Source organism: Lacinutrix sp. MEBiC02595 (assembly GCF_053601555.1).
This window is the reverse complement of the sequence record NZ_JBSHNU010000222.1, coordinates 720,658-738,468: the sequence shown is the minus strand read 5'-3', so window position 1 is coordinate 738,468 and position 17,811 is coordinate 720,658. Positions and strand designations below refer to the sequence as shown.

Here is a 17,811-nt window from a genome sequence, read left to right as displayed (position 1 = left end):
ACTAAGAACTATGAAAACTTTAAAATTATTTAAAATTAAAACGTTTATACTATTACTATTTATTGGTAGCATAAACGTAACGGCACAAACAGTAGATTTAGTTTCTAATGTAGATGTAACTCCTCCTTTAACCGTTGGGCAAACATTTACCTATACCATTCAGGCTTTAGCTGGAACAACACCGTACCGAGTAGTACAACTTTATTTGGAGTTTAATGAAACTGTGATACAATTAAATAGCTTAACACCTGACAATACAGATTTAAACGTACCATTATCTAATGATACAAGTGTTCCGGGAGTTATTCGATATTCAGCTGGTGCTTTTAATGATGTATTTGGAACAACAACATTATTTACTGCCGTTTTTGAAGTTATTAGCACCAGTGAAAGTGTTAGAATAGAGCACGTATTATACGCAATTGCAGACCCTAATGGGACTGGAGTTTCTAATACAGATGCAGAAAACATTACAGGATCTACTAATGATATCATTCTAGCAACACTTACTACGGAAGAAAACGATTTTAGTAATAGTTTCTCGATATTTCCAAATCCGGTAAGGGATGTATTGTATATAAAAACGAATACGCCTTCCGAAATTAAGGACATAAATATACATGGTGTCGATGGTAAATGGATTCAGCAAATTAAAAACATAAATACTATTGGCAACCAAATTGCTATTCCGGTAAAGCATCTAAATGAAGCCTTATATTTTGTAACTATTACATCTATAGAAAACGAAAACGCTACATTTAAAATATTAATTAATCAATAATTCAGTTTTAGTATAGTGTTAGGATCTGGACAGTTTTTTTTAAACTTGTCCAGATTTTTTTTGTTGCAAACGCCGGGATAATCACCAACATAATTTTCTAAATCTCTTATAATTTGAAAGTGTAAATGTGGTGCATAATCACCATTAACTTTTGCTTCTCCCAATGTAGCAACAGTTTCTCCTGCTTTAAAGGTTTGACCAACTTTTAAATTAGTTATTGAAGCTACACTTAAATGACCATAAAGCGTGAAGAATTCTACCTCTTTAATACTATGTTTTAAAATTATGGTTGGTCCATAATCTCCAAAATTAGTATTGTTTTTAAAACTATGTACCGTTGCGTCTAATGGCGTGTAAATTTCAGTTCCTGCTGCAATCCATAAATCAAGACCTAAATGCATATTGCGTTCTTCGTCCTTTTTTTCTTGATTAAAATAAACACTGCGTTTATAAAGGTTTCGATGCTCAAGGTAACCTCCAAAAGCAACTGTTTTATTATGCTTTTTCAAATAATGCTGCATATAATTTTGCCAAGCTTGGGAAGAAGAAATGTCAAAATGGTTTAAAGCTGCATTATTTTCAGATAGATTTATAGCAATATATTCTGAATTTGGAATAGATGCATCTAATACACGAAGCGGTTTAGTGTCGATACTTTTTAAGAATAAGAGGAAATCTTCAGAATTCATTTCGTGCTAGTTTCTTTCAAAAGTAAGAATAAAAGACTGAAATGTAAAAGAGATAATTAGTACTTCTGCATGTATTTCAGAATTAGAAATACATTCCGATAAACAAAAATTATAGAATTATTTTTTCACAACAACATTACTGTACTTTGCATTAATAACGATGGTTTTATTGCTATCACTATTTACCGTTTTACTAGAAGTGCTTTCGTTATTAAATAACGATTTTGTTCCTTTATAGAATAAGTTATAATCTCCTTGAGGCAGTTTCACATTCGCTTCGCTGTTTTCTAAAACCAAATTAATATTTTTAAAATCGTTAGAAATATTACCAATAATTAAATCCCCAAAACTACCATCTATAACCGCATTACTTACAATATTTTTAATCGTAACATTAGAGGAATTTGCACTTAAAACCAAACTAGTAGCTGTTTCTACTTTTGCCTGATCGACATAATTAAGTTTTAATTCGCCTGCATTCCAATTGATTATTTTAACTGGAGAATACGAAACATGGATGGAAGTCTCACTTCCATCAATGGTATTTGCTATTAAACTAGAATGCGAAATATCTGCTTTTGCATTGCGTATTGCAGAAGCAAGTATAAGTTCACCATGTCGCACATTCATTTTAAGCTTCGCTTTTTTAGGCATTTTAATCTTTATAGTTTTCTTTACTTTTAAGTTCGAATTTTTAGATGTAGCATATATATCTTCCGGACTATCCTCATGGTCACCTTCTTCAACAAAAGATCTATTTATAGATTCCTCTATACGTTTCCCTAATGCTTCTCCCCAAGCTTCCATATTTTCTTCAAAGTCACTTTCTTCTATAGATCTTTCTAGATTTTCTCCCCAAGCTTCCATCTTTTTTTCAAAGTTCTTTCCAAATTCTTCGCCCCATTTCTCCATGTTTTTTTCAAACTCTCCTCCAAACTGTTCTCCAAATTTTTCTCCCCAAGCTTCCATTTTCTTTTCGTATTCTTTCCAATCTTTTTCATCAAAGTTTTTTGCCCAAACTTCCATTTTATCGGAATATTCTTTACCATACTTATCTTCGTACTCTTTACTCCATTTCGCTAAATAGTCTTCGCCTTCTTCTTGGTATTTTTCATAATCAAAATTAAAGCTATTCATACCGTCTGGTAAATTTGGCAGATTAGGCATTCTCGGAATATTCTCTAATTGCAAAGACTCCATCAAACCTTCTACCAAAGGCATTACTGGCAAATCGGCCAATTTAAATTCTAGCTCCTTAAGGGCATCTAAGGAGCTTTCATCAAAAAGCGCAATACCTTCATTAGACCAAGAACTTAAAGATCCTTCCGTTTTAATAGTAACTACTTGTTTCGATCCATCGACTTTTACCTGCCAAGCATTAAAAGCTTTTTGTAATTCTTCTTTAGACAGTACATCACTTTCTAAATACGCTTCAATTTCAATAATATCTTTATCCCAAGTTTCAATTTCAATATTGGTATGGCTTGTATTTAAATCTATTATAGCGTTTTGATTTACGTTGATAGATTGCGATATTTTTTCTAGCTTTTGTTGTGCTATGCTACTAATAGCGACAAAAAGTGTAAGTATTGTTATTCTTAAATTTTTCATTTTAGTATATTTTTTTTAAATTACATCTGGAATGGTATCCAACGTACTTAATGTTTTTAATTGATCTTTTAATCGGTGTAATAAGTTTAATCGAAATTTTAAATTATCGATAAGCGCATTAATAGTTTGTTCATTAGGCCCATCTTGTGTTAACTCCACAGATAGCTTTTTGTATTCCTTTTTTAAATCTTCTAATCGTTGTACATAACCATCAAACATTTCTTTGTTTTCTGGTGTTAGTTTTACTTTAGAAAGCTCCAAATTAATATTAGCTAAATAGTAATCTTCTACCTTTTTTAAATCTGGTGATACATCTCCTAAGCTTTTAGTAGCAACCACTGTTGGATTAGTGTCTATAGGCAAAACTGGATTATTAAAATACGTAAAGCCTCCATAACCTAAACCAATAAACAATACAATACTTGCTGCAATTTGTAGCCAATTAAATTTAGGTTTTTGCTGTTCTGGCAATGCTTTGTTTAGTTTATCAAGAAATCTAGCTTCGTGATTTTCCGGCATTTTTTTGTTTTGCTCTTGCAAATCTTGCTTTAATAAATCTCTAATATCTTGTGCCATCTTTTTTGTGTTTTAATAATTCTTGCAATTTTTGTTTTCCTCTAGATAATTGCGTTCTAGATGCTACTTGCGATATATCTAAAATTTCTGAAATTTCTTGATGATCATAACCTTCTAATAAAAACAGCGTAATCACATATTTATATTTTTCCGGTAATGTGCTTATTGCATTTTTAACTTCAACAATCGTTATGCCATCGTCTACCAACCAATTGTCATCATTTGGAGTATCTATTACTTTTAAGTGCACTTCTTCTAATGCAACCACTTGTTGCTTTTTAGATTTCAAGTAATCAATACTTTTATTAACAACAATACGTTTTAACCACGCACCAAAAGTAACTTCCGCTTTATACTGATGTAGTTTTTCGAATGCTTTAATAAAAGCCTCTTGCACTACATCTTCTGCTTCTGCTGCATCCTTCACAAACCGATTAGCAACTATATACATACCATTGCAATACTGGTTGTACAACTGCATTTGTGCTAGTCGGTTATTCTGTTTGCATTTTTCAATAATTTCTGTTTGAAACACGCTTTTCTCTTTTGGTTTTTGGTTCGTTCTCCTTAAAGACGATTAAAAATTTGTTGTGTTGCAAAAAAGATAATATTTTTTTTAATAATTGGTAAGAAATTTGCATTACCTTTTTAAAGATGCTTACTTTAAAGTATCTTTACATTATTAATTGGTATTAAAAAATTTGTAAAAATGAATAGGTTTTTAAAATGGGTTATCGGTTTATTAGCTATTGCATTAGTTGCCGTTTCTATATATTCATATAAAAATGACGGATTCTTTAGCGAACGCTTAAGTCCGGAAAAAAACGTAAGTTTTCAGGTAGAAGATATTAAGCTTCAAGTTTTTTATAACAGGCCATCTAAAAGAGATCGTGAAGTTTTTGGTGCACTAGTACCTTATAATCAAGTTTGGCGTACTGGAGCAAATGAAGCGACTACTTTTGAAACCAATAAACCGCTAAGAATTGGTAAAGATTCGCTACCTGCTGGAAAATACACGATTTGGACGATACCAAATGATAGTACTTGGAATGTCATGTTTAACTCGAAACAATATTCTTGGGGCGTAGATATGGAAATGAAACCAATGCGTGTTCCAGAATTTGATGTGGTTAACATTAGTGTTCCTGTTAAAAAAATAGATACCACAGTAGAGCAATTTACTATTGGTTTTGATAATTCTACAGATAACTTATCCTTAACTATGGCTTGGGATAATACGATGGTTGTAGTGCCGTTGAAATAAATTTTCAGCTTAGAGTCTCCGCTTACATTTAACCGTTGTTGTCTAACAAATATTTCTTTTGAAAGAAAAACATAAATTCACTTCATCTATAATTCAATCCATGAAGACACTTCTCAAAGGAGAAGTTCATTTTGTTGAAAATTATAATAGTTGGATGATTAATGTATCTGTTACATGGAACAGAAGAAAAACAAACATAAATTTAAACGCTAGAAAAACAGACTTAGCATCTAATTTCCTTTCCTGTTGTCTTAGTAAATCACAATTTTTCACTTTTATCTCTAGATCTGAAACATATAATTTTAGCGGACAAAAAAGTATGTTTTCTGAATTGTTACTTGAATGTGTAGAAACACAATTCTTAATGGATAGTAAAAGCCCAACTATTGAATTAGATGGCAAAAGTTTGATATTTAATGGAGGTATTCGGAAAAAAGATTTTAATAGCTTATCCAACGTTTTTAAACTGTTTGAAACGCTAATGGATGAAATAGATTATTTAAATGATGGTAACGATTCCAAAAAATCTAAATAATAAGTTATAAATTTATAAAAATTCTGAAAATTTGGAATTTGGAATTTGGAATTTGGAATTTAAAACTATCACATTAGTGGCTAAACAAAACAAATCTGCATTACAAGAAAAAAAAGGGGTTTCACAAAGTGAAATCACCAATGCTACTTCTATACAGAATATTAAACGAAAAAGAAGAGCACAGCCAAGTGCTGCAGATTTAGTTTCGCAGATTTTAAAAGGAAATATTACCGCTTTAAGTAGAGCGATTACCTTAGTAGAAAGTAAAAACCCTACACATTTAGAAAAAGCAAATACTATAATTACAGCTTGTTTACCACATGCAAACAAATCTGTTCGTGTTGGTATTACTGGAGTTCCTGGAGTTGGCAAAAGCACCTTTATTGAAGCACTTGGCACGCATTTAACTGCACAAGGGAAAAAGGTTGCTGTTTTGGCAATTGACCCTAGTAGTTCGCTTACCAAAGGAAGCATTCTTGGTGATAAAACCAGAATGGAAGATTTGGTAAAAGATAAAAATGCGTTTATAAGACCTTCACCTTCTGGAGAATCTCTTGGTGGTGTTGCAAGAAAAACACGGGAAACCATTATACTTTGTGAAGCTGCTGGCTTTGATACTATTATTATTGAAACTGTAGGTGTTGGACAAAGTGAAACTGCGGTTCACAGTATGGTAGATTTCTTTTTACTACTAAAACTTGCAGGAGCTGGAGACGAGTTACAAGGAATAAAACGTGGTATTATAGAAATGGCAGATGCTATTGCTATTAATAAAGCCGATGGCGACAACGCAAGAAGTGCTAAAATTGCTAAAGTAGAATTTAACAGAGCGCTTCACCTCTATCCTGCAAAAGATTCGGAATGGCAACCTAAAGTAACTTTATGTAGTGCTTTGCATAATGAAGGAATTGATAAAATCTGGGAAATCATTGAATCCTACATTGCAATTACTACTAAAAACAAGTACTTAAACCACAATAGGAACGAACAGAATAAGTTTTGGCTTATTCAAACTATTGAAGCGCAATTAAAAAGCAGCTTTTTTAACGATACTGAAATTAAAGATGCTTTGCAAATACAATTGCAACGTATTGAAGATAATAAAACGACTCCATTTGCTGCTGCAGATTATTTGTTAGGATTAAAAAACAACCATGATTAACACTATACAAATAGTAACTTTACTACAAGGTTTACTTTTATTAATTGTCCTTTTTAAGAATAAAGAGAGCTATTTAAAACCTGCATTTTATTTACTCATTGGATGTATTATCGCTGTGATATTATATATTCTTGGAGATGATTACAATAATATATTCCTAAAAAACCAAGATTTTTTCTTCTTCGATAAATCGTTATTTATCACCTTTCTATTTCTGTTTATCAAGTATCATGTATCTAAAGACTCCATATTCTTGAAAAGGGATTACTTATTTTTTATTCCTAATATTATTTACTTTTTTATTGAATCCTTAGAGGTTTTTGTATTCGAAGAAAACATAATTATAGAGCTCTTAGAACTATTTGTAGAAATTACATTCTTAAGTTATTTGGCCTATACTAGCTTTTTAATACTTAAAAGTAAAGATAGGAAATGGATGCTTTATTTTATCATCCCATTAATTTTACTAATAAGTATTTCTATAGTAAATGAAATATTCAGTTGGTTTCATTTTAAAGAAATTATCATTTCTACAGATGCTAATTTTGGAAGTTATCTACTAGTTGTCATTGCTTTTTTATTTTATGCAATAACGTTAAAACTAATCCTTTCTCCTAAAGATGCATTACCAAACAAGAAAGCAATCAAGTATAAAAATTCGAATTTAAATCCGGAGCAAATTCTTAAATATAAAAAGGCCCTAATTCATAAAATGGAAAAGGATAAAGCTTTTACAGATGCCAAGCTTTCTATTCATAAAGTTGCAGACGATCTAAAAATACCAAGACAATATATTTCTGAAATATTAAACAATCATATGCATACCAGTTTTCAGGATTTTGTAAACGAATATCGTGTCGAAGCGTTTATTAAACTCCTTAAAAACGACCAATATGCTCATTATACACTTCTAGCAATAGCAAATGAAGTGGGCTTTAATTCTAAGGCAACATTTAACGCTACCTTTAAGAAAATCAAAGGATTAACACCTTCAGAATACAAGAAGAAATTCTTATAAATCTACAAATATGTTCAGATAACTTATTCTGAACACTACCAAAATAATTACCTCCTTTTTAAGTGCGTTCTTTAATTAGTTAAGAACAAAAAACGCACATGAATTTCATTAAAACAGCATTTCTTTTTACATTCTTTTTTATATCCTTTTCTTCTTTTTCACAAGAAAATAGCGAATACAAAACTAAAAAAGCAGTACAAGATATTGGGGACTATTTACGATATGGTATGCCAATTGCTGCAGGCTTAACAACCATACTTATAAAAGATAAAAAAGGAACTTGGCAATTTGCTAAAGGCTTTACAGTAAATCTTGCAGTTACCTACGCGTTAAAATATGCCATTAACAAACCTCGTCCAGCAGGAGCAACAGATGGTCATGCATTTCCTTCTGGACACACTTCTGTAGCTTTTCAAAGCGCATCCTTTATACAAAAAAGATATGGCTGGAAATACGGAATTCCTTCGTATGCATTAGCGGGATTTGTAGCTTATTCTAGAATAGAAGGTTACAAACAAAGACATGATGGCTGGGACGTTTTAGGAGGGATTATTGTTGGTGTTGGTAGCACATATCTCTTTACTACGCCATACCAAAAAGAACATCTTAAACTTGCTTATACTAGTTATGATAGCACTTACTTAATAGGGTTAAAGTATACATTTTAACCCTACAAATAGCGCATAAAATATTCAGTTCGACAATGAAGCCAGTCAATAAATTTTATAAAAAATCAAATGGAAAAACAGAATAAAGTTGCAGAAGTAACCATGCTATTTTGGTGCATGAAAATTGTTGCTACAACACTTGGCGAAACATTAGGTGATTACCTTTCAATGACTTTAAATCTAGGGTATTTAACAAGCCTATTTATCACTTTGGTGTTTTTTATTAATGTGCTATGCATTCAATTATACACAACAAAATACAGTCCGATTTATTTTTGGTTAGTCATAATTGCCACTACCACTTTAGGTACCGAAATATCCGATTTTATAGATAGAAGCCTCCATTTAGGATACACTATTGGAAGCATAATATTGTTTATAGGCTTATTACTAGTACTCTATTTTTGGTATAAAAAATTCAAAAATTTAAGTGTTTACCCAATCTTCCATAAAAACAAAGAAGTCCTCTTTTGGTTCGCTGTTTTATTTTCTAACAGCTTAGGTACAGCCTTTGGAGATTACTTGAGTGATGTTATTGGCTTAAGCTACCTAAATGGCGCATTAGTAACTTCTTTAATTATTGCATTAGTCGTGTCTTTACATTATTGGACCAATATAAATCAGATTGTCTTATTCTGGATTGCATTTATTTTCACTAGACCATTTGGTGCAACCTTTGGTGATTTTTTAACGAAATCTATATCTAAAGGAGGTTTAGATCTTGGCACACTTAACGCTTCCATTGTATCCATTCTATTAATGACAGCTTTACTATTTATTTCTCATAAAAAATTAAAAATCAAAACCATACAAAATGTTTAAAAACCTTTTCCCTAATCGTTTTTCATTAGTAAAAACATATATTTTAATCTTTCTAACACTCTCTTTTATAATAAGAATTTGCTTTTTTATATGGAATTATTCCGAAGTAGAAACTTCTATTCTTAGTGTACTAAAAATATTCTTTATTGGATTTCTATTTGATATTGGTACTGTTTCCTTTTTTGCTTCACCTTATGCTATTTACTTACTTTTCATTCCTACAAAATGGTATGGATCTGCAGTAGACAGAGCTATTACCTACTTTGCATTTGTACTTGGTCTCATTATTTTTATTTTTTCGTTCTTTTCTGAAATTGCTTTTTGGGAAGAATTTAGCCGAAGGTTTAACTTTATTGCTGTTGACTATTTAATTTACACCAGCGAAGTATTAAAAAACATTAATGAATCGTACCCAATACCTTTACTTCTGTTAGGTGTTTTTGGCATTCTATTTTTACTATTCTATGATACCAGGAAGAGAGGTGTTTTCCTTAAAACCTTTAATAGCAATGAAAGTTTTAAACATAAAATAGCACCTACAATTATTATTTTATGCACTTCCTTATTATTTGTTTTTTTCATAACAAATAAAAATGCAGAACAATTTGAAAATAGATATAATAACGAAATAGCAAAAACTGGTATTTATTCCTTTTTTGCCGCTTTTAGAAACAATGAACTTTCCTATACCGAGTTTTATAATACGATTAATAAACAGGAAGCTTTTGATATAGTAAAAAACAGTTACTCTAAAAATGGGGATCGTTTTATAGAAAATGAAAATTCTATTCTTAGAAATATGAGTCCGTTAGATACTATAAACAAACCCATAAAACCAAATGTGATTTTTATATGCATTGAAAGTTTAGGTGCTAAACGTTTAGCGTATTTTGGTAGTACAAGAAATATAACACCAAACCTAGATAAATTAATAGATAACAGCATATTCTTCACCAACCTATTTGCAACGGGAACCAGAACAGTAAGAGGCATGGAAGCCATAACGCTATCTATTCCTCCAACTCCCGGAAGAAGTATTGTAAAACGAAAAAATAACACCAACCTATTTACGATTGCAGAAGTGTTTAAAGACAAAGGTTATAGCAACAGTTTCTTTTATGGAGGCGATGGTTATTTTGATAATATGAACACCTACTTTGGTGGTAATGGCTTTAATATTGTAGATAGAGGAAGAGGCTTTTTATTAAACGATGCTATTAAAACAACCCGAACTAATATTGAAGATAATGAAGTGACTTTTGAAAATGCTTGGGGAGTTTGTGATGAAGATATTTTTAATAAAGTTTTAAACGAAGCAGACAAATCATATCACGAAAACAAAGTATTCTTCAACTTTGTCATGACTACTTCCAACCATAGACCATACACCTATCCAGACCATAAAGTATCTATTCCTTCTGGTCAAGAAAGAGATGGAGCAATACAATACACCGATTTTTCCATTCATTCTTTTCTAGAAAATGCAAAAACGAAACCTTGGTTTAAAAACACCATTTTTGTAATCATGAGCGACCATTGTGCAGCAAGTGCAGGAAAATGGGAATTAGATGTTGCTAATTATCATATACCAGGATTTATCTATAATGCACCAAATACAAATGCTCAAAAAATAAATCAATTATGTTCTCAAATAGATATGTTCCCAACACTGTTTGGCTTACTTAATTGGGAATATAAATCGAATCTTTTTGGAAAAGATGTATTAAAAATGCAACCTAAAGACGAACGTGCTTTTATAGGAAACTACAGAAAACTAGGATTGTTAAAAGGAGATTCTCTTATGGTTTTAGGAGACCAAAAAACCAAAGCTCAATACGTTTGGGAAAAGAAAAGTAATGATTTAATACCGCATCCTATAAACCATACTTTTTTAGAGGAAACCACTGCATTTTATCAAGTAGCAGATTATTTATATAGTAACAAAGGACTTAAAATAAAATAATTTGAAACATATCCATTTTATAGTAAACCCAATTGCTGGTTCTGGGAAGCATCCGATTACATTTGCTTTTCTTCAAACTTTTTTTAATCCTGAAAACTATAGTTTAACTATAAAATATTCCGAATTTAAAAAACATGCCATTCTATTAACTAAAGAATCTATAGACGAAAGAGCTAATATTATAATAGCTTGTGGTGGTGATGGTACTATTAATGAAGTTGCTTCTTGCTTAGTACATACTCCTATTATTTTTGGTGTTATCCCAATTGGTTCTGGTAATGGTTTAGCATCTCATTTAAAAATTTCAAAAAAGATAGAAGATGCTATTCAAACAATCATAAATCAAAATATCTGTAAAGTAGATGTTGGTTCTATTAATTCCCATTATTTTTTTAGTAATACAGGAATTGGATTTGATGCGCAAGTTGTCAAGCATTACGAACTTTCAGGAAGTAGAAAATTTACAAGTTATTTAAAAGCGACAATGAAGTCTTTAAATACGAATAAAAACAACGCCACGTTTACCATTAACAATAAAACAGAACTGACAGCTCCTTTTATGCTATTTGTATCCAATTCTAATGAGCTAGGTTATCATGTTAGCCTGACACCAAAAGCTTCGTTACAAGACGGCTTATTAGATATATTAATAGTTACTAAGATTGGAAAGCTAAAAGCACTTTTGTTTGGTTTTTTAGTGCTGTTTAAAAAACAACAGGTATTGAAAGAAGTAAAAACGTATCAAGACAAAAATTTTACAATTAGCCATTCAGAAAACACCAGCTTTCAAGTACAAATAGATGGAGAATTGCATATCATAAACAAGCCTACTCTTTCCATTTCGATACTAGAAAACGCATTACAGGTTATTTGTTAATTAAATTAAAGCGGAGATCCTTGGATTAGTCTTGACAAAAAAGAGCACCTTATTTTTACGTCTCTAATGTTAAAATATTTTACTCAAAAGTTAAATGCTTAGTAATTCTGTTATTATCTTTTATATTAATAGTAATATGAAATTAAAACTAATCCTACTATTATTAATGACGAATACACTGTACGCACAATCCACTATTCCGGAATCTATAAAAGATGAAATTAAAACGGCTTTATCGTATTATCCAGATTTAAAAAACATTGCAATAAATTTCGAGTTTAAAAAGAATATTAAAAAATCGACCATGCAAGCGCAACCTTCATTTGGTAGTGTTTTTAGAAAAAAAGGAAAGCGTTCTTACAATATATACATTAGTGAAACGGTAAACATTTCTGGTGATATTCTCTACACGAAAGATATGCCTAAAGAGGTTATCATTGGTTGGATTGGTCATGAATTAGGACATGTTATGGATTATAGAAACAGAAGCAACTTTAACTTAATTTGGTTTGGCGTAAAATATCTATTATCAGACAATCACATTGCCGAAGCCGAGCGGTCTGCAGATACTTTTGCTGTAAAATCTGGTATGGAAAAGTATATTTTAATAACCAAAAACTTTATTCTAAATCAGGCGAATATAGATGAAAAGTATATTGCAAGAATTAACAAATATTACTTGTCGCCAGAAGAAATCATGGAAATTATAAATCAAAGAGATTTAGAAAGTTCCAAGTCTTAGTGTGCATTGGTAAACGCTTCCCATTCTTCAAATTTATCTTCTCCCATAACACGTTCCATTTTAACTTGTCCGCCTTTTTTCTTATTCGCGCCACTCCATTCTGAAAAAACATCAGGTGCAACAATAGTTACTTTTACTCCTTCTAAAGCTTTTCCTCTAGCAACTTTATAATTTTTATTCGCATTTTTAAGGAAGTTATCTAAAGCATCCACAACCGTTTTATTATCTGCTTTTAAACCTTCAGAACCTAAATACCAACTGTGATAAAAACCATCTTCAAATCGTTTTGCACATAAGGTATATTCTGGAATCGTAGTATGGAATTTCTCTTCTAAATGTCTAATGGCATCATCTAATTTATTAACAGACAACTGGGAACCAACCGTGTTTAAAAAGAACTTTGTACGTCCCGTAATTTTTATTTCTGCTCTATCCACATCCGTAAATGCAATGGTATCCCCAATTAAATAGCGCCATGTGCCACTAACGGTACTTATAATTAAAACGTAATCTTGATCGAGTTCCACATCTTTCAAAGTAATGCATGGTGCGTTATCTTTTAGCGATCCATCCGTATTAATGTATTCGGGTTTAAATGGAACAAATTCAAAATAAATACCGCCATTGGTTACTAATTGCATAGCATCGGTTTCTGGTCTGGACTGAAAAGCTATAAAACCTTCCGATGCTAAATAGGTATCAATTACGGTTACCGGCTTTCCTAGTAATGCATTAAAACTCTTTTTATACGGACCAAAAGCAACACCTCCAGAAGTGAATACTTGTAAGTTTGGCCAGACATCATGAATGTTTTCCGCTTGATGAAAATCAATAACTTCTTTTAGCATTAATTCCATCCAAGATGGTATGCCACTAAGTGTTCCAATATCCCATTCTTTAGCTCGTTTTGCTATCGTTGCGACGCGTTTATCCCAATCATCAATTTTTGCAATGTCTTCACCTGGCTTATAAAAACCTTTAAACCAGGACGGAATATTACTAGCTGTAATGCCACTAATCTCCCCTTCGAGGTGATCTTCTTTTTCAATTAAATCTGTAGAACTACCTAACATCATAGCTTCTTTACTAAAAAAATCTGCTGGTAAATCAAAATTACTTAATGCCGTAACTTGATCTATTCCTGCTTTTTTTATAGCATCTAACATAGCGTCTGTTACCGGAATTCGTTTGCTAGTTTTCCCTGTTGTACCAGAACTTAGTGCAAAATAAGAAGGACTTCCTGGCCATGTCACATTTTCTTCTCCATCCTGTAATTTACACCACCATTTGTCATTGATTTCATTATAATCAAAATAAGGAATCTTTTTAGAGAATACCTCGGAAGGATTTTCGGCTTCCAAAATAGCTTCAAAATTGTAGTGCTCACCAAATAACGTGCCTTTCGCCGTTTCTAATAATGTTTGTAGTACTTTTTCTTGCGCTTCCATTGGTTTTACTTCGGGCGTAAGCGCATCTTTTAAATGAATAGTTCCTTTTATAATATTACCTATAATCTCCATGTTGTTTCGTTTTGATTTAATAGCATTCATAAGGAAATACCCTTTCTCTTTTTTAAGATTTATACTTCCTATTAAATTCCGTGATGAAAATAAAAAGAATTCTACAACTATTTTAACGCATTACATTAATATTAAGACCCATTTCCTTTTTGGATTTAAATTTTATTTTGTCAAATCTTTAAAATTTATTTAGCCTTTTTAAATGCATAACACGGTATAGCATATATTTCTATTCGCTTTCGTTAAAAGAAAAACTTAAAATTAGTAATAAAACACAAATTTTACGACTCATACATTTCCTACTTTTTAAGGGTACGAATTATATAAGAACAATTTAAAAAATGCCCTTTTTAAAATAAAGGATTAAAAATATAGTAATGAGATTATCCAAAATAGTACATCTAACTAAGCGTTCTAAAAAAATGAATTTTCACTTCTTTCATGTGCTTTTACTTTTTTGTTTCCTTTCTGTAAAAGCACAAGATACTGTCAAACCCATAGATTTAATTATCGATGCGGATACCGCAAATGAAGTAGATGATTTATACGCTATTGTAAGCGCTATTTTAGAACCCAAATTCCATCTTCTAGCTATAAGTTCTGCACAATTTCACACATCACCATTAGCTTCAGAAAATACGGTTATGGAAAGCCAAGTCATTAATGAAGAGATTATACGATTAATGGATGTGAAAGGAATTGCACTTCCGTTGGGAAGTAATATGCCGTTAACAGAATACGGTGAACCTGCTCCTTCTGAAGCTTCACAGTTTATCATAGAAAGTGCGCATCAAATGAAAGAGAATCAAAAATTGCATGTTGTTATTTTAGGTTCCACTACAAATGTAGCTTCCGCTATTTTAGAAGACCCTTCCATAATTCCGAAACTAAAAGTACATTATCTCGGTTTTTGGCATACTCCAGAAACAAATGTGTATAATAAAAAAGAATTCAACTCAGGAAATGATCCTATTGCTGTAGAAGTTTTACTCAACACTAAAACACTAGATCTTAACATAATGACGGCGACCACGAGTCAACATTTAATATTTACAAAACAAGAAGTAGATAGCCATTTAAAAAATAAAAAAGGGATTGCTAATTATTTATTAAATAGATGGGAAACCTATGATCGTTGGTGGACGAAAGAAGATCCGGAAAAGAAAAAATGGGTCATGTGGGATGTTGCGATTATTGAGGCTTTGGCATACCCAGAATTGTCTACCATAAAACATTTTACAACGCCTCCTGAAAATACGCAACGTACTATTGGCATACATACCAATATAAATGCAGAAGTAATGACCGCTAATTTCTGGAAGGTTTTAAAAAATTTATAATCGCATACGTTTATGTTTATTGATCAACAAACTCCCTTAGAAGAAATTAAAAACCTGTTACAAAAAATCGGCTTTTTAAATAATACCGCTGAATATATAACCAAAGTCAGCAAACCTGGTGAAGGTAATATGAATGTGGTATTACGTATTAACACCAATTTACGTTCGTTTATTTTAAAACAATCGCGTCCATTTGTTCAAAAATATAAAGATATTGAAGCACCTATAGCACGTATTGATGTGGAATATCAATTTTACAAAACGATTGCTAGCAATGCGTTACTGAGCAAACACTTTCCTAAGATTTTAAAATATAATTCGGAAAATCATTTACTAATTCTAGAAGATTTAGGCGCATGTGAAGATATGACGTATTTGTATGATACTGGCACATTGGAAACCAAGCAACTGGAATTATTGGTTGAAATTATTGCTAATATTCATAATGCAAAGGCACCGAAAGACTATCCGAAAAACACAGATTTACGATTACTTAATTATCAGCATATTTTTGAGCTTCCTTTTATGGAAAACAATGGTTTTTCGTTGAATGAAATACAACCCGGATTAGAAAAACTTTCTATTCCATACAAAAAAGATGTACTGCTGAAAGCAAAAATTAAAGAGATAGGAAGTATATATCTATCCGACGGAAAGACTTTAATTCATGGCGATTTTTATCCTGGAAGCTGGATGACAAAAAAGGAACATATCTATAGTATTGATCCCGAATTTAGCTTTTTAGGTTTTCCTGAATTTGATCTTGGCGTTCTTGCAGCACATGCTATTTTAATAGCACAAAACAAAACAGCGCTTTCTACTATTCAAAAGAAGTATCCTAATCCTATAGATTCGAAACTTTTATCGCAAATAACTGGTATTGAAATTATGCGTCGATTAATTGGTTTAGCACAACTACCAATAACCTTATCATTAAAAGAAAAAGAAATCCTACTAGCATTGGCCTATCCATTGATAATGAATCCGAATAATAACGCATCAGATTAGGCACAAAACCTTCCTATAAATAAAACAAAAAAAGCACAGTCCTAAAACTATGCTTTTTCTTTATTATATATTTTAACCTATAGAAATCTTAAAGAAATTCTTGGTTTTTCTCAGAAAGCAAACGACTATAAAAAATTAGCTTTATACCAATTTACCTGCGCTTCCACACCTTCTAATAAGGTTGTTTTCGGATTATAATTTAATAACTTTCTAGCTTTATCAATATTTGCTTTAGTACGCAATTGGTCTCCAGTTCTAGCATCTACATGCTCTATTTTAATAGACTTACCAATCACCTTCTCCACAGCTTCAATACCATCTTGCGTAGTATGTTCTACTTCTGTACCAAGGTTAATTATTTCGCCATTTACTTTGTCTTCATTGGTAATCACACTAACCACGCCATCTACAATATCACCAACAAACGTAAAGCTACGTAAGTGAGTTCCACTACCTTCATATAAAGGAAAAGCATCATTATTATACCCACAAGCAATAAGTTTGGTGTACATTTTCTCTGGCCTTTCCCGTGGTCCTATTACAGAATACAAACGTAAAGAACAAGATTTAAAAATATTTTCTCTACTTTTTTGAAGTACCAATTGCTCTGCTGCTAATTTGGTAACACCATAATGCGAAGCTGGTTTTACAGCAACAGTTTCTGGAAAAGTAGCCTCTAATCCGTAAATAGAAGAAGTACCAATATTTACAAACAGTTCTAAATTATGCAACGTAAGCGCATAATCAATTAGATTTTTGGTCCCAATTATATTGTTACTGAAATAATCTTCGAACGTAGATGTTTTAGAAATCCCTGGTTGTGCCGCGTAATGAAAGATATAGTTAATGTCTTTTGGTAATACTTCTTCTAGATCTGTATCGCGTAAATCTTTATTAATTATAGTAATACCTTTATCTGCAAGTGATTTTTCATTTAGTCTTTTTAAGTCTAAACTATAGTAAGGCGAAAAATTATCTACGCCTATAACTTCATGACCTAAGTCTTTTAATCGTTCGGCGGTATGTGAGCCTATAAAACCTGCAGCTCCAGTTATTAAAATTTTCATGTGTTTATATCTATTATTTTTCAAAGGGCACATGCAGCATCCATTTCATCTTTATTCTTGAGTGTCAAGTTTTAGTTATGGATGTTCCATATAAAAAATTTATAATACAAAGAAACAGATTTTTTTTTACAAAGAATTTCTATTGACTAAAAAAGAATACATTTGTAA

General features: G+C 31.5%; 18 protein-coding genes. 12 read left to right on the top strand and 6 right to left on the bottom strand.

The genetic code is table 11. The annotated features are described in order from the left end of the window. Window positions 1-10 precede the first annotated feature (10 nt). Window positions 11-781 (top strand): T9SS type A sorting domain-containing protein, encoded by a 771-nt coding sequence (locus ACVCZW_RS13190; RefSeq protein WP_452228116.1) that lies wholly within the window; start codon window positions 11-13, stop codon window positions 779-781. On the opposite strand, the gene ACVCZW_RS13185 is transcribed toward ACVCZW_RS13190, so the two are convergent. The 4 genes from ACVCZW_RS13185 to ACVCZW_RS13170 form a co-directional block, all read right to left on the bottom strand. Next, window positions 775-1,470 (bottom strand): peptidoglycan DD-metalloendopeptidase family protein, encoded by a 696-nt coding sequence (locus tag ACVCZW_RS13185; protein WP_452232627.1) that lies wholly within the window; start codon window positions 1,468-1,470, stop codon window positions 775-777. The genes ACVCZW_RS13190 and ACVCZW_RS13185 overlap by 7 nt on opposite strands. 117 nt (window positions 1,471-1,587) lie before the next feature. Next, a complete protein-coding gene (locus ACVCZW_RS13180; RefSeq protein ID WP_452232626.1) occupies window positions 1,588-3,081 on the bottom strand; it encodes a hypothetical protein in 1,494 nt (497 codons plus the stop codon). Window positions 3,082-3,096: 15 nt separating this feature from the next. Next, entirely contained in the window at window positions 3,097-3,657 is a 561-nt protein-coding gene (locus tag ACVCZW_RS13175; protein WP_452228119.1) for a hypothetical protein, read from the bottom strand. Further along, a complete protein-coding gene (locus tag ACVCZW_RS13170; RefSeq protein WP_452232625.1) occupies window positions 3,641-4,192 on the bottom strand; it encodes an RNA polymerase sigma factor in 552 nt (183 codons plus the stop codon). Before ACVCZW_RS13170 ends, ACVCZW_RS13175 begins: the two co-directional genes overlap by 17 nt. A gap of 174 nt (window positions 4,193-4,366) precedes the next feature. Between ACVCZW_RS13170 and ACVCZW_RS13165 the strand changes: the two genes are divergently transcribed. The 9 genes from ACVCZW_RS13165 to ACVCZW_RS13125 all read left to right on the top strand — a co-directional run bounded on the left by ACVCZW_RS13165 (window position 4,367) and on the right by ACVCZW_RS13125 (window position 12,708). Next, window positions 4,367-4,921: a DUF2911 domain-containing protein gene (locus tag ACVCZW_RS13165; protein ID WP_452228121.1), complete on the top strand. Its 555-nt coding sequence runs from the start codon at window positions 4,367-4,369 to the stop codon at window positions 4,919-4,921. 100 nt (window positions 4,922-5,021) lie between these two features. Continuing rightward, window positions 5,022-5,456 carry a hypothetical protein gene (locus ACVCZW_RS13160; protein WP_452232624.1) on the top strand — a complete coding sequence of 145 codons (435 nt, stop codon included), beginning with the start codon at window positions 5,022-5,024 and terminating at the stop codon, window positions 5,454-5,456. A 76-nt stretch (window positions 5,457-5,532) separates the two neighbouring features. Continuing rightward, the gene (meaB, locus tag ACVCZW_RS13155) at window positions 5,533-6,618 is read left to right on the top strand and encodes a methylmalonyl Co-A mutase-associated GTPase MeaB (RefSeq protein ID WP_452228123.1); all 1,086 of its coding nucleotides are present in this window, start codon (window positions 5,533-5,535) and stop codon (window positions 6,616-6,618) included. After that, window positions 6,611-7,636 carry a helix-turn-helix domain-containing protein gene (locus tag ACVCZW_RS13150; RefSeq protein ID WP_452232623.1) on the top strand — a complete coding sequence of 342 codons (1,026 nt, stop codon included), beginning with the start codon at window positions 6,611-6,613 and terminating at the stop codon, window positions 7,634-7,636. Before meaB ends, ACVCZW_RS13150 begins: the two co-directional genes overlap by 8 nt. 98 nt (window positions 7,637-7,734) lie before the next feature. Continuing rightward, window positions 7,735-8,304, top strand: a complete 570-nt coding sequence (locus tag ACVCZW_RS13145; protein ID WP_452232622.1) for a phosphatase PAP2 family protein — start codon at window positions 7,735-7,737, stop codon at window positions 8,302-8,304. Window positions 8,305-8,373: 69 nt separating this feature from the next. Then, window positions 8,374-9,126 carry a COG4705 family protein gene (locus ACVCZW_RS13140; RefSeq protein ID WP_452232621.1) on the top strand — a complete coding sequence of 251 codons (753 nt, stop codon included), beginning with the start codon at window positions 8,374-8,376 and terminating at the stop codon, window positions 9,124-9,126. Further along, a complete protein-coding gene (locus ACVCZW_RS13135) occupies window positions 9,119-11,089 on the top strand; it encodes an LTA synthase family protein (protein WP_452232620.1) in 1,971 nt (656 codons plus the stop codon). Before ACVCZW_RS13140 ends, ACVCZW_RS13135 begins: the two co-directional genes overlap by 8 nt. 1 nt (window position 11,090) lies before the next feature. Beyond that, window positions 11,091-11,966, top strand: a complete 876-nt coding sequence (locus ACVCZW_RS13130) for a diacylglycerol/lipid kinase family protein (protein ID WP_452232619.1) — start codon at window positions 11,091-11,093, stop codon at window positions 11,964-11,966. A 136-nt stretch (window positions 11,967-12,102) separates the two neighbouring features. Continuing rightward, on the top strand, window positions 12,103-12,708 hold the full coding sequence (locus tag ACVCZW_RS13125) for a hypothetical protein (protein ID WP_452232618.1): 606 nt from the start codon (window positions 12,103-12,105) through the stop codon (window positions 12,706-12,708). Here ACVCZW_RS13125 and ACVCZW_RS13120 read toward each other — a convergent pair. Continuing rightward, window positions 12,705-14,228: a GH3 family domain-containing protein gene (locus ACVCZW_RS13120; protein WP_452232637.1), complete on the bottom strand. Its 1,524-nt coding sequence runs from the start codon at window positions 14,226-14,228 to the stop codon at window positions 12,705-12,707. The two genes, ACVCZW_RS13125 and ACVCZW_RS13120, sit on opposite strands and share 4 nt — an antisense overlap. 377 nt (window positions 14,229-14,605) lie before the next feature. Here ACVCZW_RS13120 and ACVCZW_RS13115 point away from each other — a divergent pair, with 377 nt between their 5' ends. Both ACVCZW_RS13115 and ACVCZW_RS13110 read left to right on the top strand, forming a co-directional pair. Further along, a complete protein-coding gene (locus ACVCZW_RS13115) occupies window positions 14,606-15,568 on the top strand; it encodes a nucleoside hydrolase (RefSeq protein WP_452232617.1) in 963 nt (320 codons plus the stop codon). A 12-nt stretch (window positions 15,569-15,580) separates the two neighbouring features. Further along, window positions 15,581-16,576 carry a phosphotransferase gene (locus tag ACVCZW_RS13110; protein WP_452232616.1) on the top strand — a complete coding sequence of 332 codons (996 nt, stop codon included), beginning with the start codon at window positions 15,581-15,583 and terminating at the stop codon, window positions 16,574-16,576. A 125-nt stretch (window positions 16,577-16,701) separates the two neighbouring features. Here the strand turns inward: ACVCZW_RS13110 and ACVCZW_RS13105 are convergent, their stop codons facing one another. Then, window positions 16,702-17,643, bottom strand: coding sequence for an NAD-dependent epimerase/dehydratase family protein (locus ACVCZW_RS13105; RefSeq protein ID WP_452232615.1), 942 nt, complete (start codon window positions 17,641-17,643; stop codon window positions 16,702-16,704). Window positions 17,644-17,811: the final 168 nt, after the last annotated feature.